At 67.1% G+C, this 22,754-nt stretch carries 20 protein-coding genes and 1 pseudogene; 8 read left to right on the forward strand and 13 right to left on the reverse strand.

Features of this window, described 5'->3' with window-relative positions:
• Entirely contained in the window at positions 1-1,254 is a 1,254-nt protein-coding gene (locus ABD768_RS19590) for a hypothetical protein (RefSeq protein WP_344842517.1), read from the reverse strand.
• A 100-nt stretch (positions 1,255-1,354) separates the two neighbouring features.
• On the reverse strand, positions 1,355-2,728 hold the full coding sequence (locus tag ABD768_RS19595; protein WP_344842520.1) for an FAD-dependent monooxygenase: 1,374 nt from the start codon (positions 2,726-2,728) through the stop codon (positions 1,355-1,357).
• Between the two features lie 88 nt (positions 2,729-2,816).
• On the opposite strand from ABD768_RS19595, the gene ABD768_RS19600 reads away from it, so the two are divergent.
• Positions 2,817-3,416 carry a TetR/AcrR family transcriptional regulator gene (locus tag ABD768_RS19600; protein WP_343964392.1) on the forward strand — a complete coding sequence of 200 codons (600 nt, stop codon included), beginning with the start codon at positions 2,817-2,819 and terminating at the stop codon, positions 3,414-3,416.
• Between the two features lie 70 nt (positions 3,417-3,486).
• Positions 3,487-4,056, forward strand: coding sequence for a DNA topoisomerase subunit B (locus ABD768_RS19605; RefSeq protein ID WP_344842523.1), 570 nt, complete (start codon positions 3,487-3,489; stop codon positions 4,054-4,056).
• A gap of 61 nt (positions 4,057-4,117) precedes the next feature.
• Here the strand turns inward: ABD768_RS19605 and ligD are convergent, their stop codons facing one another.
• Positions 4,118-5,098 (reverse strand): non-homologous end-joining DNA ligase, encoded by a 981-nt coding sequence (ligD, locus tag ABD768_RS19610; protein WP_344842526.1) that lies wholly within the window; start codon positions 5,096-5,098, stop codon positions 4,118-4,120.
• Between the two features lie 85 nt (positions 5,099-5,183).
• On the opposite strand from ligD, the gene ABD768_RS19615 reads away from it, so the two are divergent.
• The gene (locus ABD768_RS19615; RefSeq protein ID WP_344842528.1) at positions 5,184-5,549 is read left to right on the forward strand and encodes a hypothetical protein; all 366 of its coding nucleotides are present in this window, start codon (positions 5,184-5,186) and stop codon (positions 5,547-5,549) included.
• A gap of 63 nt (positions 5,550-5,612) precedes the next feature.
• On the opposite strand, the gene ABD768_RS19620 is transcribed toward ABD768_RS19615, so the two are convergent.
• From ABD768_RS19620 to ABD768_RS19635, 4 genes and pseudogenes are all read right to left on the reverse strand, one after another.
• Positions 5,613-6,722 (reverse strand): branched-chain amino acid aminotransferase, encoded by a 1,110-nt coding sequence (locus ABD768_RS19620; RefSeq protein ID WP_425558440.1) that lies wholly within the window; start codon positions 6,720-6,722, stop codon positions 5,613-5,615.
• A 37-nt stretch (positions 6,723-6,759) separates the two neighbouring features.
• Positions 6,760-7,809, reverse strand: a complete 1,050-nt coding sequence (locus tag ABD768_RS19625) for an XRE family transcriptional regulator (protein ID WP_344843021.1) — start codon at positions 7,807-7,809, stop codon at positions 6,760-6,762.
• A gap of 414 nt (positions 7,810-8,223) precedes the next feature.
• Positions 8,224-8,301, reverse strand: a pseudogene (locus tag ABD768_RS43130) (helix-turn-helix domain-containing protein); the annotation flags it as partial.
• 285 nt (positions 8,302-8,586) lie between these two features.
• On the reverse strand, positions 8,587-9,066 hold the full coding sequence (locus ABD768_RS19635; protein WP_344842534.1) for a hypothetical protein: 480 nt from the start codon (positions 9,064-9,066) through the stop codon (positions 8,587-8,589).
• A 175-nt stretch (positions 9,067-9,241) separates the two neighbouring features.
• Here ABD768_RS19635 and ABD768_RS19640 point away from each other — a divergent pair, with 175 nt between their 5' ends.
• Positions 9,242-10,036, forward strand: a complete 795-nt coding sequence (locus tag ABD768_RS19640; protein WP_343964406.1) for a helix-turn-helix transcriptional regulator — start codon at positions 9,242-9,244, stop codon at positions 10,034-10,036.
• A 445-nt stretch (positions 10,037-10,481) separates the two neighbouring features.
• On the opposite strand, the gene ABD768_RS19645 is transcribed toward ABD768_RS19640, so the two are convergent.
• Positions 10,482-13,481, reverse strand: coding sequence for a S8 family peptidase (locus ABD768_RS19645; RefSeq protein WP_344842538.1), 3,000 nt, complete (start codon positions 13,479-13,481; stop codon positions 10,482-10,484).
• A 235-nt stretch (positions 13,482-13,716) separates the two neighbouring features.
• On the opposite strand from ABD768_RS19645, the gene ABD768_RS19650 reads away from it, so the two are divergent.
• The 3 genes from ABD768_RS19650 to ABD768_RS19660 are packed head-to-tail and all read left to right on the forward strand — an operon-like array spanning position 13,717 to position 18,732.
• On the forward strand, positions 13,717-15,498 hold the full coding sequence (locus ABD768_RS19650; protein WP_344842541.1) for a chitinase: 1,782 nt from the start codon (positions 13,717-13,719) through the stop codon (positions 15,496-15,498).
• A 55-nt stretch (positions 15,499-15,553) separates the two neighbouring features.
• On the forward strand, positions 15,554-17,215 hold the full coding sequence (locus ABD768_RS19655; protein ID WP_344842544.1) for an NAD(P)/FAD-dependent oxidoreductase: 1,662 nt from the start codon (positions 15,554-15,556) through the stop codon (positions 17,213-17,215).
• A complete protein-coding gene (locus ABD768_RS19660; RefSeq protein WP_344842547.1) occupies positions 17,215-18,732 on the forward strand; it encodes an ATP-binding protein in 1,518 nt (505 codons plus the stop codon). The genes ABD768_RS19655 and ABD768_RS19660 overlap by 1 nt, the downstream gene beginning before the upstream one ends.
• On the opposite strand, the gene ABD768_RS19665 is transcribed toward ABD768_RS19660, so the two are convergent.
• Together ABD768_RS19665 and ABD768_RS19670 are read right to left on the reverse strand one after the other, a co-directional pair.
• Positions 18,729-19,148, reverse strand: a complete 420-nt coding sequence (locus ABD768_RS19665; RefSeq protein WP_344842550.1) for a VOC family protein — start codon at positions 19,146-19,148, stop codon at positions 18,729-18,731. The genes ABD768_RS19660 and ABD768_RS19665 overlap by 4 nt on opposite strands.
• A 6-nt stretch (positions 19,149-19,154) precedes the next feature.
• On the reverse strand, positions 19,155-19,592 hold the full coding sequence (locus ABD768_RS19670; RefSeq protein WP_344842553.1) for a hypothetical protein: 438 nt from the start codon (positions 19,590-19,592) through the stop codon (positions 19,155-19,157).
• A 94-nt stretch (positions 19,593-19,686) separates the two neighbouring features.
• On the opposite strand from ABD768_RS19670, the gene ABD768_RS19675 reads away from it, so the two are divergent.
• The gene (locus ABD768_RS19675) at positions 19,687-20,163 is read left to right on the forward strand and encodes a hypothetical protein (protein ID WP_344842556.1); all 477 of its coding nucleotides are present in this window, start codon (positions 19,687-19,689) and stop codon (positions 20,161-20,163) included.
• On the opposite strand, the gene ABD768_RS19680 is transcribed toward ABD768_RS19675, so the two are convergent.
• From ABD768_RS19680 to ABD768_RS19690, 3 genes are all read right to left on the reverse strand, one after another.
• Entirely contained in the window at positions 20,148-20,612 is a 465-nt protein-coding gene (locus ABD768_RS19680) for a hypothetical protein (RefSeq protein WP_344842559.1), read from the reverse strand. The two genes, ABD768_RS19675 and ABD768_RS19680, sit on opposite strands and share 16 nt — an antisense overlap.
• 369 nt (positions 20,613-20,981) lie before the next feature.
• On the reverse strand, positions 20,982-21,917 hold the full coding sequence (locus ABD768_RS19685) for a sugar kinase (protein WP_344842562.1): 936 nt from the start codon (positions 21,915-21,917) through the stop codon (positions 20,982-20,984).
• Positions 21,918-22,096: 179 nt separating this feature from the next.
• Positions 22,097-22,720 (reverse strand): bifunctional 4-hydroxy-2-oxoglutarate aldolase/2-dehydro-3-deoxy-phosphogluconate aldolase, encoded by a 624-nt coding sequence (locus ABD768_RS19690; protein WP_344842565.1) that lies wholly within the window; start codon positions 22,718-22,720, stop codon positions 22,097-22,099.
• Between the last annotated feature and the right edge of the window lie 34 nt (positions 22,721-22,754).

The raw sequence follows: 22,754 nt of genomic DNA on the forward strand, positions 1-22,754 counted from the left end.
TCACGAACCGCGCGAAGCCTTGAGCTCGGCGAAGATCTGCGCCTCGGTCCGCCCGAGTTGGGCGGTCATGATCGTGTCGCGCCGGCCCTGCGAATTCAGCTGCCAGGCCATCTCCTGGTGGAGCCCGACGATCTGGTTCAGGCCGTACTTGCGGACCAGATAGTCGACGGCGTACCAGCCGATCGCGTAGGAGCCCTCTTTGGTCGGGCCGAGGAACTGCTTGTCGGTCGGCAGCGCCTTCGCCTTGTCCAGGTACCTCGAACGCACCAGCTTGCGGTACTTCGCCAGATCGACAGCGGGCTCGCCGGCCATCGGCATCCCCCGGACGTACTCGGCCATGCCTTCGACCAGCCAGAACGGGGCAGAAGGGCCGTCCGGCGCGGTGGCGACGTGGGTGAACTCGTGCGCCAGCGAGCGGGCATCGATCTGGCCGCGATCGCGCGGGTTCAGCACGACGTAGGAGCCGCCGAACCCGGCGTCAGCCCGGCGTACAGGTGTCGCCACCGCGGCGGTGTCGTTCCATACCGGCCCCTTGAAGTCGGTCGATCGCACCTTGGTGTCGTCGAGCGCGATCACCAGAGCACCACCCTTCCAATCGGGCAACCACCACCGGTTCACGGCTTTCAGCGCGACCTGCGCATCGGCGAGGATCGTCTTGGCGACCTCCGTCCTGCCCGGCTCGACGACGACGAGCGTCCGTGGACCTCGCTGAACCAGCACCGGGCCGGTGTCCCAGGCCTCTTGGTTCGGGCTGTCCGGCTGGTCGGTGTCGAGATAGCTGTCATCGACCAGCACGTACCGTCCGGCACGCTTCACGAACGTGTAGCCCACCGGGGTCTGCGCCGGCAGTTCGTCGATCCCGTCGATCTGGTAGTCCATCACCCCGCCCACCAGGTACGCCGTCGGGCCGTACTTGTCGAGCAGCGCCTGATCGTATTGGGCTTCGCCCTGCCGATAGGCGAGCTTGGAGAACCCGAACTGCACCAGGTTCTCGAACAAGACCTTCTGCGAGGCCCGCAGGTTCTTGTTGTACGGATCGATGTCGGCGAGGAACTGGTCTTCGTCGTGCTCCAGGACCGCGGTCGCCCGGCGCTCCAAAACCGCCTCCACGGCAGCAACCTGCGCAGCAGCGTCCACCTGTACCTCGGCGGAGCTGCTAGCGGCGGCTCCATCCGCGGCGCCGCCGGCCACGATGGCCAACACCCCGGCCACCGCCACCCACTCGCGTAGACCGCCCAACGTTCGCCGACCCATCAGTGCCTCCGCCTGTCCCGCCCCTGAAGCAAACGACCATGCTTACCACGGAACCATCGCCTTAGGCCTGTCGCTGCAGCTTGTTGCAATCGGCCCCTTGTCAGCCGACGTAGCCGTCCGGGCGGATCAGGAACTCGTCGCCGTCTGCGGCGTGGTAGTAGGTGAACGCCTCGGGCGAGGTGTAGGCGCCGGGCTGTGGCGTGCGGTTGATGGTGACGGCGTGCGGGTGGGTGCTTGTGGTGCTGGGGTTGAAGCGGAGCAGGGTCTCGTGTGGGCCTTGGAAGAGGGTGAAGAGGCGGGTTTGGTTGCCGTCGGCATCCGTGAGCGGTGAGTCGGGGGCGCGGTCGCCGGTGGTGAGCGCGGCGGTGGCGTCGGGGGAGCGGTAGCTGATGTCCAGCTGCTGAACCTCCTCGCCCCGGTCCATCGCGCTCTCGTCGCCGTCGATGTGCTTCTGCATCAGGTCTTCGCTGATACCCAGCACGCGCATGGCGTTGGTCCGCCGCTCCGTCTCGTATGTCTTCAGGACCTCCTCGCGCCCGTCGGCAAGCTTCCAGCCGAGGTTGTACGCATCCTGTACGCCGGTGTTCAGCCCCTGACCGCCCGTCGGCGGGTGAACGTGGGCGGCGTCCCCGGCGATGAACACACGCCCGACCCGGAAGCGCTCGGCCAGCCGGATGTTGGGCCGCCAGACCGTCGACCAGGTGAGGTCGCGGAGCTTGGTCACGCCCTCACCGGCGTACCGGTCGACCAGGTTCTGCAGGCCTTCCAGCGTCGTGTCGGCGTCGTTGGAAGCGAGCGGGGCGCCGAACTGGAACTGCTCGCCACCCGACAGCGGAGTCAGGGCGATGCCTTCCATCGGGTTGTCCGGGCCGGCGAACCAGTACCCGTAGTCGTGGTCCAGCCCGTCGGCGGAGACGTCGCCGAGCAGCATCCGGATCGAGTCGTCCGTGGTGCCTTCGAAGGCGATCCCGAGCTGCTTGCGGACGACGCTCTTGCCGCCGTCGGCGCCGACCAGGTAGTCGGCCTCGACCGTCTCGCCGGTCGACAGCTCGGCCACCACGCGGTCGTCGTACTGGGTGAAGCCGACCAGTGCGGTGCTGAGCTCGACGCTGACGCCGAAGTCGGCGAGGCGGTTGCGGAGGATCGCCTCGGTGCGGGACTGGCCGAGCATCCAGGCGTTCGGGTACGGGCGGTCGGGGGTGGGGTCGACGGGGTCGGCCATCCGGCGTTCGCCGACGGGGTGGCCGCCGATGGTGATCTTCATGACCGGCAGCGGGATGCCCTGGGCGAGCACTTGGTCCAGTACGCCGAGATCTTCGAAGACCTCGAGCGTCCGCGGTTGCAGCCCGTCGCCGCGGGAGCCCTGGAAGAACTCGTCGGCCTTGTCGATCACCCGGACGGCGATGTCGCGGCGGGCGAGCTCGATGGCGAGGGTCAGTCCGGTCGGTCCGGCACCTGCGATCAGAACGGTCATCATGCTTCCTTCGCTGAATTGCGATTCACTGAATGTAGATTCAGCTTGGACCTGACTAGGGTTCGTTGTCAAGGAGGAGGTGTCGCGGGTGACGAGCACACGCAAGGAGCAGGCGGCCGGGACCGAGGCGGCGCTGAAGCAGGCGGCCCGGGAGGTGTTCGCCGAGCGCGGCTACCTGAACACCAAGATCACCGACATCACCGCGGCGGCCGGGCGCGCGACGGGTTCGTTCTACAACCACTTCGCCGGCAAGGAGGAACTGCTCGAGGCGCTGCTCGTCGACCTGCTGGCGACGGCCGACCTCGCAGTACTGGGCGATCTGGCGCACGACGAGGACTTCAGCAAGATCTCGTCGGTCCGCTGGCACGTCGCCGCGTTCTGGAACTTCTACAAGGCGCACCTGCCGGAGATGATCGCCATCAAACAGGCGGCGATGGTCGATCCCGAGCTAGGCCAACGCCTCCAACGCATCATGGCCGACGACGACACCCACATGATCAGGCACCTCTCGTACCTGCCTCAGCCTCAGCCCGACCCGCTACTCCAAATCTCCGCCATGAACTCGCTCTTGGAAGGCTTCGCCTACACCTGGCTGGTCAACCCGCCTTCCGGTCGCACGATCCCGGACGAGGAAGCCATCGACCTCCTCACCAACCTCCTCCACCACGGCTTCGCCGGCCGCGCATGACTGCCCTCGACGCACCGGCCCGCCGCGCATGACCGAGCTTCCACCTGTTACCACCCATGAGTGGACGCATGTGCCTGATGCCGACCACATCGCGGCAATCCGCGCGGGCTCTGCCCGGTACTCCCGCGGCGGCCTCGCTCATCTCGTCCTCGAAGTCGTCGCCTACCCGGTCGACGAAGCAGAAGCCGGTACGACGGACCGCGTGCTCGTCACCCTGCACTCCGACGGCTCGATCTCGGTCGAGGACAACGGGCGCGGTACCAACGTGTACTTCGATGAGCACGGCAAACCGATGGTCAAGCCGATCATGGCGACCCGCGACGTCCGCTTCTTCGACAACCCTTCGGCCGAGTCACTCCCAGACGGCCTGCCCCGCACCGGCATGTCGGTCGTCGCCGCGCTGAGCAGCTGGCTCATCCACGAGAACCGTCGCTCGGACGGCGCCTGGACCCGCCGCTACGAGTACGGCCTCCCCGAAACCGCCCTGACCGAGGTCGAACCAGGCCGACCCACCGGTACGGTCGTCCACTTCCGCCCCGACCCAGAGGTCTTCGGCGACCAACCGCTGACGGCGGACGAACTCCGCCCCCTCCTGGCAACCTTCCCCACCGAGGCACGGCTGGAAGTCCGCTCCGCCTGACCCCGCGACCGCGCCGGCTGACCCCGCGACCGCGTCGGCCTGTCCTCCGTACGGGGTGGTTCTACTCGTCTGGCGGTGGTGGCTCTTCGGCGCCTTCGGCCTCGTCGCGGGCGGCCCACTCGAGCAGGGTGTCCAGGGAGTAGGCGTCGTCGTCGATGGTGGCGTGCAGGTCGCCGAGTTCGGCGAAGCGGGCGGGGACGGTGGCGATGGTGAAGGCTTTGGGGTCGACGTCGTCGATCTCGTCCCAGCGGATCGGGGTGGAGACGGTGCCCTCGGGGTTGCCGCGGACGGAGTACGCGCTGGCGATCGTGTGGTCGCGGGCGTTCTGGTTGTAGTCGACGAAGAGCTTCTTCGGGTCGCGGTCCTTGCGCCACCAGGTCGTCGTGACGTCGTCGGGGGCGCGGCGCTCGACCTCGCGGGCGAAGGCGAGCGCGGCCCGGCGTACATCCGAGAAGCCGTGCTCGGGCTTGATCCGCACGTAGATGTGGATGCCGGAGCCGCCGGAGGTCTTCGGATAACCGGTCGCGCCGAGGTCATCGAGTACCTCATGCGCGACGTGCGCCACTCGGCGTACCCGGTCGAACGGGCAGTCGGGCATCGGGTCGAGGTCGATCCGCCACTCGTCGGGCTTCTCGGTGTCGGCGCGGCGGGAGTTCCACGGGTGGAACTCGACCGTCGACATCTGCACGGCCCAGGCGACATGCGCGAGCTCGGTGACGCAGAGCTCGTCGGCGGTCCGGTTGTACCGGGGGAAGGTGACCTTGACGGTCTCCATCCACGGCGGCGCACCGTGCGGCAGCCGCTTCTGGTGGACCTTCTCGCCGGACACGCCCGACGGGAAGCGGTGCATCATGCACGGGCGCTCCCGCAGCGCGCGGACGATCCCGTCGCCGACGGACAGGTAGTACTTGACCAGATCGAGCTTGGTCTCCCCGCGGGCCGGGAAGTAGACGCGGTCCGGATTGGAGATCCGCACCGTCCGCTCGCCGACCTCCACCTCGACCGCCGGGGTCTTCGCTTTCGCCGCTTTCGACTCCGCCATACCGTCAACCTAACGGCCGGAACGGACATCAAGCATCATCATCGTCAGAAGTATTCGTTCCCGATCCATCCAGGAGACCACCGCCATGGCTCAACCCGTCGTCGAGATCCACATTCCGCTGGTCGAGACCCGCGTCCGCCTACTCGACGACCCAGGCTCCGAAGAAGCCCCCGAGCCCGGCCTGGAGGTCGAGTTCGGCTGGATCTCCGTCGTCGAGGACTACCTCGCCAAGCGCGAGGAATCCGGCGAGTTCGAGCTGTACGCCGACGGCGAGGAACTAGGGGGCGACTACCTCTTCTTCCTCACCGGCGCCGACGAGCAGACCCTGCTGGCCATCGCCGCAGACGTGGCCCGCCTCCCCGGCATCCCACCCGGCCCCTACGCCATAGTCACCACCGACGACTCCGACGAACCCGGCGTAGGCCGCAACGAACCCCTCCCACAGCGCTGACTCCTTACGTCCGAAGAACTTGCGGAACGTGTTGTCGGGTTCTTCGGACGTAAGGGAGGTGGATCAGGCGAGGCGGGTGAGCCAGTTGTGGGGGTCGGGGGAGCGGCCGTGCTGGAGGTCCAGGAGGGACTTGCGGAGGGTAGCGGTGACCGGGCCGACGCCGTGGTCCACCGAGTGGTCGCCGATCACCACCTCACCGCCATCCCAGGCCAGGCGCCCGATGGGGGTGATGACGGCCGCAGTACCGGAGGCGAAGACCTCAGTGATCTCGCCACTGCGTACGCCGTCCCGCCAGTCATCAGCTGAGATGCGCTTCTCCTCGACCTCGTGCCCCAGATCCGCCGCCATCTGCAGCACGGAGTCCCGGGTGACGCCCTCCAGGATCGACCCCGACAGCTCCGGCGTAGCGATGCGGCCATCGGAGTACACGAAGAACAGGTTCATACTGCCGCTCTCCTCGATCCAGCGGCGCTCCACTGCATCAAGGTAGGCAACCTGGTCACACCCATTGGCCACTGCCTCAGCCAACGCAGCCAAGCTGGCCGCATAGTTGCCGCCGCACTTAGCCGCTCCCGTCCCACCCGGGGTAGCCCGGATAGACGTACTAGACAGCCAAATAGAGACCGGCTTAGGCCCCGTATCGAAGTACGCGCCAGCAGGTGAGGCAATAACCCCAAACAGCACCTCCCGCGCAGGCCTCACACTCAGTGCAGCCTCAGTGGCGATCATGTACGGCCGCAAGTACAAGCTGGTCTCCCCAGTACCCGCCGCCGGCACCCACACCTCATCCACCGTCACCAACGCCCGCAGCGCTCCAAGAAACGCCTCCTCGGGCACCACCGGCAACGCCAACCGCTCCGCACTCCGCTTGAACCGCCCCGCATTGACCTCCGGCCGAAACGCCCAAACCGACCCATCCTCATGCCGGTAAGCCTTCAGCCCCTCAAAGATCTCCTGCGCGTAGTGCAGCACCGCAGCAGCCGGGCTGACCTTCAACGGCGCATACCCCGTCACCTTCGCCCCATGCCACCCAAGCTCACTGGTCCAGTTGGCCACCACCATGTGGTCAGTGAACGCCTGCCCAAACCCAGGCTTGGCCAGCACCGCACCCCGAGCCTCAGCCGTAGCCGGATCGGCCCGCAGTTCGACCGCGAAGTCCCACGCGTCTGTCAATGTCGCCACCTGATTCTCACCCGTCACTCTCGGCACGCTACCCCTGCCACCCGCCATACCTCGACCCACTGCCCACACTGCGGCTCTCATACGGCCGACGCCCCAACAACTCCCGGAAGTCCCGCACCGCCCGCCGCGCAAGATCACCACCCCGTACTGCGCTCAGCACCCGTCCCGCCGTCTCATACAAATGATGGGTATGCCACTCATCCGGCAACTCCACCAACACCCGCATCCCCACCGCCAACCCAGCCGCGGTATCCCCATCCATCACCAAACACTGGGCGACCACCAACTCCAACTCAGCCCGCTCGCTAGCCCCAAACACCCCAGCCCCCAACGCCCGATCAAGAGCCAAATAGGCACCGAGCGTGTCGCCAAGAGCCGCGCACACCCGCCCCTCGACGGCACCAGCCTCGAACCCGCCCCACCCGAAGGGCGAGCTCCCCACCACCGAGGAGCCGGCTAGACCAGCCGCCCTCACCGGTGAGCCGCTCACCGCCGAACTGCTAGTCCGAGCCCCAACCGCCCTGACCGTGCTGGGTAGATCGGTCGTCACCGCGTGCAGATCGCGTACGGCCTGCAGTGCCTCGGCTGGCTCACCCAGTGCGGCCAACACCTGGGCGCGCCCAGCCAGAGCGCGAGCGACTTCCTCTGGTCGATCGGCCAGCGTCAACGCGTCATCGGCGAGCTCGAGCAGCCCGGGCAGCGAGCGGCGTTCAGCCAGCCCACTAGTCGCCTCCCAACTGCGCGCCAGACTGGCAATCCGCCGCTCGGCGGAGCCGTCGGCGGTAGCACGAGCGGTACGCCACCAACGCTCAGCAGACCGAAGCCTGCCGAGCTGAGCGAGCGTCAGAGCAATCAGCACCGCCAACTCAGCCGCCGGAACAGCCAACGCCGCCGACCCCGCCGCGGCCCCCGACCGCAGCAACTGCAGATCCGCAGTCAACTCAGGCAACCGCTCAGCCGGGGGAGCGGTAGCAAACCCACCCGCATGTCCGCCCACAACCGTCCGCCACTCAGCCACCTCCCGCCCAGGCCCAAACGCCCCAGCCAACCCATGCCGAACCACCTCCAACAACTCCACCCCGGCGCCCACCCGCAGGCGTCCGCCATCGCTATCGCCCAGCTGTAGGCCCGATCCGGCGTCGACGGTTGTCCAGGGTGCAGTAGGTGCAGTACCGGATTCGGCTAATGGCCACGAGGCTGATCCGAGTTCCGCGGCCGCCGGAGGTACTGGCCCGGAGTTGGCGGACTGCTGCGAGGCTGATCCAGAGTCGGTGGTGGCCGGAGAGACGGGGGAGTTGGCGGCCGTCGGCCAGGAGGCTGATCCAGGGGCGGTGGTCCCAGGAGTAACCGGCGCGGAGTCGGTGGTCGGCCAGGTGGTTCGTCCGAGGTCGGCGGTTGGTCGATGTGTGGGGTGGGACTGTTCATAGGCGGCTGACAGGGCCGGTGTGGTTCCCAGCTCTCTGTCGCACAGGGTGGCGAGGTGGGCTGAGCCGGGGCGACGGCCGCGTTCTACCTGGGATAGGTAGCTGTGGTCATAGCCGACTCGGGTGGCAAGCTGCCGCAAGCTCATGGCTGCTGCTTGGCGGGACTGCCTTAACTGCACTCCGAACTCAGCCACAGGAATCCTCCCTGTTCGAGCTGCCGGTCTGGCCGGCTTACCGGTCACGCCTGGTGGTTGCGGTGCGTAGCGAGAACGTACAAGGCCCTACCGACAGAACCTGTCGCGGTGCCGCCAGAAGCTCAACATTGCAAGGCGTTCCGGATGCTCGGGGTACTGCGGGGCTGTGGGCGGCGGTGGTGACTGTGGGCTGTTTAGACAGCCCACAGCTCACACCTGGTGACCACACCCCATCACCTACGAGCCTCGGACCATGAGCACCCCGCAGCCAGAGCCAAGGCTCTTCCACCTGGTTCGCCCGTCCGGCTCCTCGCCGATGGCGGGGGCTGTGGTTGGAGCGTCGACTGGTACGCCGGGGTTGGTCACCGTCGCTGAGGGAGTCGAGTGGTCCGACGGCACGGTGACGCTTCGCTGGCGGGGGCGTTGGCCGGCGACGTCGGCCTGGGAAGGCGGAATCGCCGCGGTCCTCGCAGTCCACGGCCGCAACGGCACCACCAAAGTCCGCTGGCTCCCAACGGCGCCGGCTGGTAGTACAAACTCCTCGACCTCACGAGCCGGTACTGCGAACGCCTCCACCAATCCGCCCGGTACTACAAACGCCTCCGCCACGCCGCCCGGTACTGCGAGCGCCTCCGCCACGCCGCCCGGTACTAGGAACGGTCCCGCCCTGGCGGCCGGTACTGCCGACTCTGTCCGGGCGCCCGAGTCGATGCTCACAGGGCTGAGTGGGTTGCGGTTGGCGGCGGCTGGGGTAGATGGGAGGTGTGTTACGTGTGGGGGTGTTTGGCCTTGTCTGAGTTGTGGGCCGTGACGAGACAACGCTGTCAACCGGGTGGAGGGCGGTCTAGTCTGTGGTCCATCGTTGGAAATGGAACGTTCGAAGAGGCCGCAGTTGGTAGATGAAGTCGAGGGGCAGGGCGGGCCGTCTCCCGCTCGGCAGTCCATCCTCACCGATCCGCTGGACGAGTTGGATGCTCAGCTCAACCGGCTGCGTAGCGTTGCTGATGAGCTGCGGGGGTCGCGGGGGAAGCCGGTACTGGCGGGGGATCAGGTTGAGCTGATCGAGGACGGGCCGACGCTGCTTCGTACCTACGAACGGCTGCAGGAGGACGCGCAGCGCGAAGTACGAGTGCTGGATCGGCCGCCGTATGTCACTCCGCCGTCGTCACAGCAGCAGCTGGAGCTGGATCGGCTGCATGCGGGCGTGGGGTATCGGGCGATCTACGGCACGGAGGTGTTCGAGAGCCAGGACATCATGGGGGTGCTGCCGGAGCTGCAGTCGGCTGGTGAGGTCAGCCGGGTGCTCGCGCAGGTGCCGATGAAGATGGCGATCGCTGACGACGACACGGCGCTCATTGGGATGACCAAGCGGTCAGCAGGTGACTACCACCTGCTGATCCGCTCGTCCGGACTACTCGACGGGCTGATCGCCACCTTCGAGATGCTGTGGGCTCTGGCGATCCCCATGCCCGCCCTCCCCTTCAACGGCGACATCGCCGGCCTACGCCCAGCCGACCGAGACATCCTTCTCCTCCTCGCCGGCGGAGCAACTGACGACAAGATCAGCCGCCATCTCCGCATCAGCCCCCGTACTACGCAGCGCCGGGTCCGAGCGCTCATGGAGTCCCTGGGCGCCCAGACCCGCTTCCAGGCCGGCGTACAAGCTGCACGCCGGCGCTGGATCTAGTACGTCACCAGCAGCGGTTGCGGGGTGGTGGCGGAGGTACTTGGCCCCACCCGTACTCGTGTTGCTGCGACCGTCTTGAGCCCACCCAACCACTGGCGAGTCGGGCCCGACGGGTATCAGGCTCGGTGGTGGCGTGGTGGTGGAGCACGGGGTGCGTCGCCCCACCCACCGCCAAAGGCTGCGAACCTCCTGCGCTAACCCGAACCGTCGGTGGCCGGGCCGGGGTGATTGGCCGGCCCGGGCCGGTGGTGATTAGCTCGGGCGACTTGGTGGTGAAGGCGCATCGATCCACCGGCCTGTGCTGACTGCCAACCCTTCGATCTCCGCGCGGGGTGGATGCCATCAGGTCTTGCTTGCTGCCCTCTACCCGTGGCGGTGGATCAGTTGACGGTCACGGTGACCGGGTGGACGGCAGCTGACCTGCTGCCGTCCACCCGGCGGTGGATCAGTTGACGGTTACTACTGTTCCCGCGCGGTTGGGGAACTCTACGAAGCCGGTGGAGCGTTGGCCGGTGGGTAGGCCGGACCAGGAGGCTGTTACCTGGAAGGGCTTGCCGGCGGCGGGGGCTGCCGTTGGGGTGACGTTCAGGGAGTTGCCGCCGGTCACCACGTTGGTTTGCATTGTGTACTTCGTGGTGTCGGCGCCAGGCGGGTTGGAGAGCGTGATCGCTAGTACGCCCCACACGCCCGGCGAAGGCGCGGCGACTGTGGCTGAGGCTTCGTTAGCGCCGGTGCCTTCGAAGGAGAGCAGTTGCATCTGGCCGTTGACGACCTTGTAGAGCACCATCCAGATGCTTCCGGCCGGGTCGACCGTCTTGATGTTCCACTGGACAGCCTTGGTCCCGGTCGTCACGGTCACCGGGTAGTTCGGGAGGTCGGCGTCTGCGGCACCTGCGGGTACTTCGCCCGGCACCTGCGGCGCAGAGGTGAACCCATAGGCCCGGATCGGTACGCCGGCCTTGCCGACCGTCGCGTCGAAGGAGACCGAGCCGGACCCACCGGAGCCGGTCACGTTGGTGGGAGCGATAACTGAGGTCGGGACGACCACGATCGGGCTGCGGACCGACGTACCGGCGCCCTGCCAGGTGAGCCAGCCGCTGGTGGTCTCGTGCGACGGGGCGGTGTCTTGGGTGAGCTTGACCGTGAAGGACTTGGTCTGGCCGGTCTGCAGGTTCAGGATCGACGGCGTGACGACCGCCTTCATGCCAGGCACGGACACCGTGGCCCGATAGAGCCCGCCGGTCACTGCGGTCACCCGGCGGGTGATGGTCTGCGTGCCGACCAGTTCCCCGACAGCGATGGATGGTGCGTTGTAGTTGCTCGGGTCGATCGCCGGTACGTCGGTACCGGTGTTGACTCCGCTGCCCTCGAGGTACCCGAGCCAGTCGGCGTCTCCCGAGTCGTAGACGAGCCCCGGGTCGAGCATGCGCGACGGCTGGACCTCACCGGCGCCACGAGCGAACGGGTCGTTGTCCACAGCACCAGTGGAGGTCTTCACGTCACTAGTGGTCGTCATGAGCGCCGACTTGACCATCATGGGCGTCCAGTCGGGATGCTTGCCCAGGTAGAGGGCGGCTAGGCCGGCAACGTGCGGTGCAGCCATCGACGTACCGGAGTAGAAGGCGTAGCTGTGTCCAGCGTTGCTGGGCGGGGCTACCGCGGCCAGGACGTTCACACCCGGCGCAGCGAGGTCCGGCTTGAGCAGGTCGCCGTGGCTCGACAGTGACGGCCCACGCGACGAGAAGTCAGCCATCTGCGGGTACGGCGTGACAGTCGAGGTCAGGTTGCCGGGCACCAGTTGAGCCGTGGCACCCGCAGTACCGGCGTAAGCCTTCACCGACAGGGATCCAGGCGTGTTGAGGTGCACAGTCGGTACTGCGTGAGAGTCCGCCACCATGTCTTGATCAGTGAGGTTAAGCAGCACCATGCCAACGCCACCGGCTCGCTTGACCTCAGCCGACTTGTCGACACGCGCGCCGACGCCCCGGTCACACACCACGATCTTGCCGGCCACCTGCGCCGAGTCGAGCGTGTTGGGCAGGCATTGCGATCCGTCGTACTCCGTAGCGCTGGTCACCCGAGCAGCAGCCCCGGTGACGAGTGCCTTGGGGCCGACAGCCGTGGCGATCGACGTGCTCAGCCCGGCGAACTTCGAGCCATCACCAAGGACCACTGTCCCCTCGTACGGCGCAACCGTGCTCGCCCCGACCGTAGTCACCCACGGCGAGGTGTTGTCGAGCGACGACGGCTCCGGCCCCGAGTTGCCGCCAGCGGCCGAGACGAAGATCCCCGCGGACGCAGCGGACAGGAACGCGAGCTGCACCGGGTCAGTGTGCGCGGACTCGAAGATGGAGCCCACGGAGTAGTTGATGACGTCGACGCCATCAGCCACGGCTTGGTCGATCGCAGCGAGGATGTCCGACGTATAGCCGCCGGACCCGACGCCGTTCTTGCCGGTCCACAACGCCTTGTAGACGGCGATCTTGGCGGCCGGTGCGACACCGGAGATCGTGCCGAAGTTGATGCCGCTCTCCGAGACGTCTACACCCGCACGGCCGGCCGCAGTGGTCGCGGTGTGCGTGCCGTGGCCTTCACCGTCGCGCGGGGAGGCGTAGTCGGCGCGGGCCTCGGGCGGGGTGGCGCCGAGCCAGGCGTCCCCGAAGTACTTGGCACTGATGAGCTTGGTGTTGCACAGGTCGGCGGTGAAGTCCTCACCTGCCTGGCAGGAGCCAGTGAAGTCGCTGCCGTCCGCCTTGTGCATGACGATGCTGTCGCCGACCCGGTAAGGGGTGGTGGCGGAGGGCTTGGTCCCGAGCTTCGGGCCCGACAGTGACGCACTCTCCGGCCAGATGCCGGTATCGACGACGCCGACCACTACGCCCTTGCCTGCTTCGGCGTTGCCGCCCAGTGCCTTCCAGACACCGGAGTTGCCGGACAGCTTGAGGAAGTCAGTCGGCTTCTTGTCGTCCAGCGCCTGGTGCAGCTGGTCCGGGGTGACAGCGACGACACCAGGGGTCTTGCTCAACGCAGAGACCTGCTGGCTGGTCAGTGAGGCAGCGAAGGCATTGACAGCCGTCGAGTAGTGCCGGGTCGCCTTGGCGCCGACTGCGGCCGCGACGGTGTTCTGCCGGCTTCCGAGCCAGTTGCTGTACCGCTTCGAGTCGGGGGCCGTGGTGTCGACCTTCTTCCCTTTGGCCGGCTTGGTGGCCTTCAGCCCGGCCACACCACCCTGGTACGTCGCCAGCGGCTTGTCGGCCAGCGTCACGACGTACCGGCCGGGGGCGAAGTGAGGGAGCTGCAGCGCGCTCGCCAGGTTGTCTGGCCGGGGCGTGCCGGGTGCTGACTCTCCAAGGGCCGCATTACCGGCAGATGCGGTGAAGGCGGCAGTAGTGAGCACGGCGGCCGCGATCAACGCGGTCCGTCGGCGCAAGGACAGGTGGTTCACGCGATTCCTCCAGGGCAGTGGGGGCTAGCGACGATGACAGTGCCAAGAAGTCGCCAGGAGTTCATCGTTTTGGCTTCAACTAGCCGCTGGCGAAAAACTGCCAGCCGGGCCGGCGGGCACGGAAAGAGACTGGCGGCGGGTTTCCCACAGGGGCGGAGATCCGACAGCGCGATGCCTTGACGGTGAGTTTTGAAAGCTCTCTACTTAATGCACTCTCACCGCTGGAGGTCCGCCCATGCGTTCACGGCTCTCTGCCGCTGTCCTCGGTTTCCTGCTCGTCATCGCCGGACTGGTCGGCGTCACCCAGACCGCGCAGGCGGCGAACCTGTTGACCAACCCTGGCTTCGAGGCGGGCTCTCTGAGCGGCTGGACCTGCTCCGGCGGCTCGGTGATCACCAGCCCGACGCACAGCGGGGGATTCGCGCTCAATGGAGCAGTGTCCGGCTCGGACTTCGCCCAGTGCAGCCAGACAGTCGCGGTGCAGCCCAACACGGCGTACACGCTGTCTGCCTGGGTGCGCGGCTCGTACGTCTACCTGGGCGTCACGGGCGGTGCCTCCACCTGGACACCACAAGCGAGCGGCTACACCCAGCTGACGGTCGCCTTCACGAGTGGTGCGAGCCAGACCTCGGCACAGATCTACCTGCACGGCTGGTACGGCCAGCCGGCGTACCAGGCCGATGACGTGAACCTCGACGGCCCTGGCGGCACCCCGCCGACCGGTGGCGCTCCCGGAGTACCAGGGACTCCTTCTGTGACCGGTACTACGAGCAGCGCGATCTCCCTGAGTTGGGGCGCATCCACTGGGACAGTGACCGGCTACCGGGTCTACGAAGGCTCCGCCGTCGTCAAGACGGTCACCGGAACCTCAGCGACCGTCGACGGACTAGCGGCGTGCACCAGCCACAGCTACACAGTTACGGCGTACAACAGCAACGGTGAGTCGGCCAAGAGCGCAGCAGCCTCCGGTACCACCTCAGGCTGCACCAGTACCGGCCTCCCGAAGCACGCGCTGATCGGCTACCTCCACGCCAGCTTCGCCAACGGCTCCGGCTACGTCCGGATGGCCGACATCCCGTCGCAGTGGAACATCATCAACCTGTCTTTCGGTGAGCCGACCTCCGTCACGTCAGGCGACATCCGCTTCAACCGCTGCCCAGCTAGCGAGTGCGCGAACGTAGAGAGCGACGCGGACTTCCTTGCCGCCATCAAGGCCAAGCAGGCCCAGGGTAAGAAGGTCCTGCTGTCTATAGGTGGCCAGAACGGACAGGTGCAGCTCACTACGACCGCTGCCCGCGACACCTTCGTCAACTCGGTCAGCGCGATCATCGACCGCTGGGGCCTCGACGGGCTCGACGTGGACTTCGAGGGGCACTCGCTCTACCTCAACCCCGGCGACAACGACTTCCGCAATCCGACCACGCCGGTGGTGGTCAACCTGATCAGCGCGCTCAAGACGCTCAAGGCGAAGTACGGGACGAAGTTCGTCCTGACGATGGCGCCCGAGACCTTCTTCGTGCAGATCGGCTACCAGTTCTACGGCGACGGCGGCAACGGCGGCGACAACCGGCGCGGCTCGTACCTGCCAGTGATCCACGCGCTGCGCGACTCGCTCACCGTGCTGCACGTCCAGGACTACAACTCCGGGCCCGTGATGGGGCTCGACAACCAGTACCACACGATGGGCGGCGCCGATTTCCACATCGCGATGACCGACATGATCAAAGCCGGCTTCCCGGTCGGTACCACCGGCCAGACCTTCCCCGGGCTCCGTGAGGACCAGATCGCCTTCGGGCTTCCGGCGGCCACCAGCGCAGGAAACGGCTACACCGCCCCCGCAGCCGTCCACACCGCGCTCGACTGCCTGGTGAAGGGCCAGAACTGCGGCGGGTACACGCTTCGCGGCGGATCCTCCCCGTCGTTCCGCGGCCTGATGACGTGGTCGATCAACTGGGACAAGTACTACAACTGGGAGTTCCAGAACAGCCACGCGCCGTACCTCGCGGCCCTGCCGTAGTAAGCCTGTGGATGAACAGCGCCCGGAATTCGCCGGGCGCTGGTATTACTGAGGCATGCCAACGTCAACAACCCGCCCGGTGATCCTGACCGTGGACGACGATCCGGGGGTCTCCCGGTCGATCGCCCGCGACCTGCGCCGCCGGTACGCCGAGGAGAACCGGATCGTCCGGGCGGAGAGCCCGGACCAGGCCCTTGACGCACTCAAGGAGCTCAAGCTGCGGGGCGAGCCCGTCGCCCTGCTGCTCGCGGACTACCGGATGCCCGGGATGTCCGGCATCGACTTCCTCGAAGCGGCGATGGACCTGTTCCCGCTCGCCCGCCGAGTCCTGCTGACCGCGTACGCAGACACCGACGCCGCCATCCAGGCGATCAACGTGGTCGACCTCGACCACTATCTGCTCAAGCCGTGGAACCCGCCGGAGGAGAAGCTCTACCCGGTGGTCGACTCGATGCTCGACCTGTGGAAGTCCACCCCGGACGCGCCCAGCGACGAGACCCGGGTGATCGGCCACCGCTGGTCCGCCCCGTCCTTCGCCGCCCGTGACTTCCTCGCCCGCAACGCCGTCCCGTACCGCTGGATGGGCGTCGACGACGAGGAGAGCCAACGGTTGCTTGCGGCCGCCGACATCGACGGTACGACGCTGCCGGTCATCATCACCCCGGACGGTACGGTCCTGGTCGCGCCGTCCGAGGCCGAGCTGGCCGACAAGGTCGGGCTGTCGACCCACCCGGCCGAGGAGTTCTACGACCTCGTGGTGGTCGGTGGCGGGCCTGCTGGGCTCGGTGCTGCCGTGTATGGCGCTAGCGAGGGCCTGAGGACAGTACTGGTCGAGCAGGTGGCGACTGGTGGGCAAGCGGGTCAGTCGAGCCGGATCGAGAACTACCTGGGCTTCCCTGATGGGGTGTCCGGGGCACAGCTGACCGATCGGGCCCGGCGGCAGGCGATCCGCTTCGGTGCGGAGCTGCTGACCGCCCGCGAGGTGGTCAAGCTCGAGACGAACGGATCGGCCCGGCGGCTGCAGTTCTCCGACGGCAGCGAGATCGCCGCGCACTCGGTGATCCTGGCGACCGGCGTCTCGTACCGGACGCTGCAGGCGCCCGGCGTGGACGACCTGAGCGGCCGAGGGATCTACTACGGCTCCGCGACGACCGAGGGTCCGGCCTGCGCCGGCCAGGAGGTCTACATCATCGGCGGGGCGAACTCCGCCGGTCAGGCCGCGGTCTATTTCTCCCGGCATGCGAAACGCGTGCATATGCTGGTAAGAGGTCCCTCACTCGAGGCGACCATGTCGTCGTACCTGATCGATCAGATCGGCGGCATCGACAACATCGAGGTGCACACCTGTACGCAGGTGGTGTCCTGCAAGGGTTCTGATCACTTGGAGTGCGTGACGCTCACCAACAGCACGACCGGGGAGAGCTGGGAGGTGGACACGGAGTGGATGTTCGTGTTCATCGGCGCGGCGCCCCTGACCGACTGGCTGCCGGGTGACCTGTTGCGTGACGAGCGAGGGTTCGTACTGACCGGGCCGGACCTGCGTGGGCGACCACCGGGCTGGGCGCTGGACCGGGACCCGTACCACCTGGAGACGAGCATGCCGGGCGTCTTCGCGGCGGGCGACGTCCGGGCCGAGTCGGTCAAGCGGGTCGCCTCGGCAGTCGGTGACGGCGCGATGGCCGTGACCTTGGTGCACCGATACCTGGAGATGCTCTGATGACCGAGTCTGCTTCCGAGACTGTGTCCGGCTCTGTTTCCGCGGCCGCTGCGGAGACCGGCTCGGGGACCGACGACGGCGTGCGCCGGATCACCCGGGACGAGCTGCGCACGCTGTTCCTGTTCGAGTCGCTGACCGACGAGCAGCTCGACTGGCTGGTCCGGGCCGGCCATGTCGAGGCGGTCGAGGAGGGTCGCGTCTTCGCCGAGGGCGACGAGGCGACCTGCTGCTACGTGCTGATGACCGGCGGGCTGCGGATGTGCAAGCTGCTCCAGGGCGAAGAGGTCGAGATCAACCGCTCGACCCAGCGCGGCGTGTACGCAGGTGCGTTCAACGCCTTCTTCGGCGCCGACGACCGCAAGGGTTACACCGCGTCGATGTACGTGCTGGAGCCCTCGGAGTTCTTCGTCGTCGACGCGGCCGCGATGGCCGAGATGATGAACACCTGGTTCCCGATGGCGGTGCACCTGATCGAGGGCTTCGTGATGGGCATGCAACGGACCAACGAGACGATGGGGCAGCGCGAGCGGTTGCTTGCCCTGGGCTCCTTGTCGGCCGGCCTCACGCACGAGCTCAACAACCCTGCTGCAGCGGCGGTTAGAGCTGCGGCGACCTTGCGGCAACGGGTCGCCGGGATGCGGTCCAAGCTCGCGATGCTTGCCGACGGCACCCTTGACTCGACCAAGCTGCACAAGATCGTCGCGATCCAGGAGGACGCCGTCGAGCGGGTCGCCAAGGCCCGCGAGTTGTCGCCGATGGAGTTGTCCGACGCCGAGGACTCGTTGTCGGACTGGCTCGACGACCACGACGTCCGGAACAGCTGGGATGTCGCGCCGGTGCTGGCCGCGGTCGGGCTGGATGTGCCTTGGATGGAGGAGGTGCTGACGGCGGTCGGCCCGGAGTACCTGGAAGGCGCTGTTCGCTGGCTGATGTACACGATCGACACCGAGTCGCTGATGAACGAGATCGACGACTCGGTGACCCGGATCTCGACGCTGGTCGGGGCGGCCAAGCAGTACTCGCAGATCGACCGGGCGCCGTACCAGGTGGTCGATCTGCGCGAGCTGCTGAAGTCGACGATGGTGATGATGTCGGGCAAGTTCGAGGGCCTGACCGTGGTGAAGGAGCTCGATCCGGATCTGCCGCCGATCCCGGCGTACGCGGCCGAGCTGAACCAGGTCTGGACCAACATCATCGACAACGCCGTCGCCGCGATGAACGGCTCCGGCACGCTGACGATCCGGACCAAGCGCGACGGCGCCTACGCGGTGGTGATGATCGGCGACACCGGCCCGGGCATCCCGAACGAGATCAAGAACCGGATCTTCGAGCCGTTCTTCACCACCAAGCCGATCGGCGAGGGCACCGGCCTCGGCCTGGACATCTCCTGGCGGATCGTCGTGAAGAAGCATCATGGTGACCTGCGGGTCGACTCCAAGCCCGGCGAGACCTGGTTCAAGATCGTCCTCCCGATCCACCCGGAGGCCGAGATCCAAGCCCAGGCCGACCTGACCTAGGCCTTCCCGACCAGTAGGCAGAAGGGGTGACCCGCCGGATCCGCTAGGACGTACAGCGGCTCACCCTCCTCCTCGGTGCGATCAAGCAACAAGGTCGCACCGAGGTCCTCTGCCCGCTTCTTGTGCCGCTGCAGCTCATCCAGCCTCGGCACTGCGAAGTCGAGGTGCAGCTGCATCGGTACGCCCTCGTCGGGCCAGGTCGACCGAGGCAGCACATCCACCTTCTGGAACGCCAACTTTCGCCTGCCGTCGGCATCGACCAGCACCAGCCAGTCCGCGTCATCCTCCACGCCGTCCGCCGCCGGCTCATCCCCCGGCCGGTAACGCAGCCCGAGCAACTGACGGTAGAACTCCGCCAGTCCCCGAGCGTCAGTCGCATCCAACGCGGTGTGCATCAACTCCGGATAGGTCGCCACATCTCTTTATACGTTGGCCGAACCGTGCGTGGCGGCATAGGCGACGAGATCCTCGTACGACTGGCCGGTTGGGCGGTAGAACTCGTTGGGGTCGCGGTGTTGGCCCAGGGGGCTTTCGCCGAGGAGGCGGGAGACGGTGAGGGCTGCTGACAGCGGGCGGTGGTTGACGACGATGTGGTCGACCTGGCCTTCGGGGTTCAGATGGAAGGTGCCGACTCCGGTGACCGGGCGGCCGTCCACGACGGCGGTGTACTCCTGGACTCGGCGGTCGTCCAGATCGGCACTCCAGAGCAGGGTGTAGTCGCGGTACAGCCCGACCACGGTCCTGATCTGCTCGGTCACCCGCTCGGGGCCGCGCACGCTCCCGTTCATGACAACGCCCTCGAGGACGACGTCCGTTGCCAGGTTCTGCAGAAACCACGGATCTCCTACTTCGATGCTCATGAAATGAAAGAACCATATCGACTACGCTTCTGTCAATGTCAGAAGCGGCAATCGGGTCGGCGCGGCCGCTCAGTTCCTCTACCCTCGAACTCCCATGAAGACGTCAATCGCGGCCGGCCGGCTCGTCATCGCAGCAGCCGTCCTCGCAGCCGCCTCGGGCTGCTTCCTTCCCGGCGATCCGGTCGGACCGAGCATCGGCATCCGCGTCGATGACGGGGTGCTGAGCGTGTACGTCCCGTTGTGTCCGGGCGAGAAGGTGCTCGGCGCCACCCTGGATGACCCAAGTGGAGACGGCAAGCAACTCTGGAGCGCCAAGGGCCCGGCGCAACCGACGTCGAAGGTCGTCCGCCTGGGCGGCGCCGACTGGAAGCAGCAGACCGGTTCCTACATGTACGACAACCAAGAGGTCACGATGGACATCGACGCGACGAAGCGCTCGTACGGTGGCGGGGTGATCGAAGAGCCGCTACTCAAAGACCTTCCCGCCGGTACCTACGACCTGAACGGAAAGCGCGCCACCCCCGCCGACATCGAAGCCCAGTCCAACTGCGACTCTCAATCCGGCGGCTGACACCCGATCAACCCTGGTGACTTCCGCCGGCCTGGCGCCTCCGACCGCCTGACGACTGTGACCGATCGAGTGGCTCCGATCGGCTGGTGGAGCGATCTCCTGCTCGGTGAAGGTTGCAGGATCGGCGTACGCCGGGGAGCCCACTCGGCCGTCACGGCGGGGTCGAGGCAAAGGCCGTTCAACAGGGTGGTCGCCTCGTTCACCCGCGCGGACACGGCCGAGTGGAACTGCAGCTCGACGGTCTCGCCCGAGGGACGCCGGAAGCTGACGTGGATTCCCTTGTACCGGCTGCCTTCCGTGTACGACTGCATGGCGGACTCGGGTTGCCAACCGGCCTTGCGGAGTTGGTCGACAGTCGACTGGGTCTCGGCGACGAGTTGATCCGGCGAATCCGTGAGCATCGTGTAGCGGAGGATGTCGTCCGGCTTGCCGTCGTCGAGAGCTTCCAACTGGTCGGCGTACTTGCGGGTGAGGGCTGCGGTGACTTCACCCTCGAGTCCAGTTTGTAGCCGGTGCTCTGGTTGGACAGTGCGCCCACGAACTCCGCCGTTGCAGCAGGCTCGGCTGCGACCCTCGCGCGCAGTGCGTCCAGAGCAAGTCGCACTGCCTCGTGGTCGAACTCCGCGACGAGTCGAGCCTTGGTCGGGAGAGGCTCGCCCCAGTTCGGTGCGTGATGGCGGCTCAAGGTGCGGTGTAGCTGGGCGGGGTCGGGGAGCGAGTGCAGGCCTGGTGGTTGATCGCCTCCCGTTGTCCCCATTCATCAACGGTAGGAAGTACTGGTGGGGTGGTTTGGGGAAGTTGTGGATAAGTCGGGAGAGTTAGCGGAGGGCTGTGCCGTTGGGGGTTTCGAGTAGGGGGAGGTCTGCGCGGGTGGGGAGGGATTCCCAGTCGCCGTGGGTGCCTACGCAGAAGGCGCCGGAGGTGGTGGCTCGGGATAGGCGGGCTTCGGGGGTGAGGTTGTCGAGGGTGGCGGAGAGGTAGCCGGAGACGAAGGCGTCGCCGGCGCCGATCGAGTCGACGACTGTGACTGATAGGGCTGGGTGGTGGATGGTGCCGGATTCTGTGTGGGTCCAGGCGCCTTTGGAGCCAGCGGTGGTTACTACCTCTTTGATGCCGGTGGAGAGTAGGGCGGCGGTGGGGTTGGGGGCGTCGGTGAGGATGTCTAGTTCGTCGTCCGAGGCGAAGATGGTGGTGAGGTGGGGGAGCAGGGGGCGTAGGGCGGTGGCTGCTTCGGGGCGGGACCAGAGGCGGGCTCTGTAGTTGACGTCCAGGGAGACATGGATGCCGGCGGCGGAGGCGGTTTGTACTGCGGCGAGGGTTGCTTCGCGGGCTGTGGCGGAGAGGGCGGGGGTGATGCCGGTGACGTGGAGGATGCGGGGAGGGGCGGCCTCTAGGGCGCCTACACATTCTGCGGCGGTGAGGGTGGAGGCGGCTGAGCCTCGGCGGTGGTAGCTGACTCGGGTGATGTCGTGGGCCGGCTGGTCGAAGGCGATGAAGGCGGTGAAGGACACGTCGGTGAAGCGTAGGTGGGTGGTGTCTACGTTTTCGGCGCGGAGGGTCCGCTGGATGAGGTGGCCGGGTTCGTCGTTGCCTACGGCACCTAACCAGGCGACATCGTGGCCTAGTCTCGCCAAGCCGATGGCTACGTTGCTTTCGGAGCCGGCGATGGAGAGGTGTACGTCGCCGCCTAGGCGGAGGGCCCGGGAGGAACGCAAGGAGACCATTGCCTCGCCGATGGTCAGGACGTCAGGCATGGAGGGCTCCTGGATGTGGGGCTGGCCGGGGCTCGCGCATCAGTTGGCCAGTGGCTGAGGTTGGTGCGGACCGCCAGCCCATCAATCGGTGCCTATCGGGGTGGCGGTGAGCGGGGGCGGCGGTCGGTATGCCGGGCATTGATGGGCTGGGGGTTGTGGGTATCTCGCTGACGGCGGGGTCAGGCATTGGTGACCGCCTCCAGGAAGGTGGCAGCTCGGTCGGCGAGGTCGGTCTGAGAGCTGCCCTTGCCGGCATCACCCAAGAGGGGCGAGCCGAGGCCGACAGCCAGGGCGCCCGCCTGCAGGTACTGGGGGGTCGTGGTGGCGTCTACTCCGCCGACCGCGATCAAGGGAGCGGTGGGGAGCGGGGCTCGGAGTTCGCGGAAGTAGCCGGGGCCGTGGAGTTTGGCGGGGAAGACCTTTACGGCCAGGGCGCCCAGGTCCAGGGCGGTGATGATCTCGGTGGGGGTGAGGGCGCCACACAGCAGCGGCAGGTCCAGGGCCACGCTGCGGTGGGCGCCTTGGGTGATGGCGGGGGTGACTATGAAGTCGGCGCCGGCCGCGGCTACCTCGTCTGCCTGGGCGGGGGTGATGACGGTGCCGGCGCCGATCAGGACCGAGGAGTCGAATTCGAAGCGGGCCTTGGCGATTGCTTCGGTGCCGCCGGGGGTGGTGAGGGAGACCTCGAGGATGGTGATTCCGGCGGCGACCAGGGTGTGGATGCACTCCAGGGCTCGGTCGGGGCCGTCGGCCCGGATGATCGCGAGCACCTTGCGCTGGGTCAGTTCGGCTAGCAAATCCACTGAGAACACCTCTTTGACGGGGATTGGATCGATT

The sequence above is a fragment of the Kribbella ginsengisoli genome (assembly GCF_039537185.1).
Classification (GTDB): Bacteria; Actinomycetota; Actinomycetes; order Propionibacteriales; family Kribbellaceae; genus Kribbella; species Kribbella koreensis.

Coding starts and splice junctions, on each gene's coding strand:
- ABD768_RS19660 (WP_344842547.1), top strand. CDS start 17,215: ATGACCGAGTCTGCTTCCGAGACTGTGTCCGGCTCTGTTTCCGCGGCC.
- ABD768_RS19685 (WP_344842562.1), bottom strand. CDS start 21,917: ATGCCTGACGTCCTGACCATCGGCGAGGCAATGGTCTCCTTGCGTTCC.
- ABD768_RS19675 (WP_344842556.1), top strand. CDS start 19,687: ATGAAGACGTCAATCGCGGCCGGCCGGCTCGTCATCGCAGCAGCCGTC.
- ABD768_RS19590 (WP_344842517.1), bottom strand. CDS start 1,254: ATGGGTCGGCGAACGTTGGGCGGTCTACGCGAGTGGGTGGCGGTGGCC.
- ABD768_RS19615 (WP_344842528.1), top strand. CDS start 5,184: ATGGCTCAACCCGTCGTCGAGATCCACATTCCGCTGGTCGAGACCCGC.
- ligD (WP_344842526.1), bottom strand. CDS start 5,098: ATGGCGGAGTCGAAAGCGGCGAAAGCGAAGACCCCGGCGGTCGAGGTG.
- ABD768_RS19595 (WP_344842520.1), bottom strand. CDS start 2,728: ATGACCGTTCTGATCGCAGGTGCCGGACCGACCGGACTGACCCTCGCC.
- ABD768_RS19650 (WP_344842541.1), top strand. CDS start 13,717: ATGCGTTCACGGCTCTCTGCCGCTGTCCTCGGTTTCCTGCTCGTCATC.
- ABD768_RS19670 (WP_344842553.1), bottom strand. CDS start 19,592: ATGAGCATCGAAGTAGGAGATCCGTGGTTTCTGCAGAACCTGGCAACG.
- ABD768_RS19655 (WP_344842544.1), top strand. CDS start 15,554: ATGCCAACGTCAACAACCCGCCCGGTGATCCTGACCGTGGACGACGAT.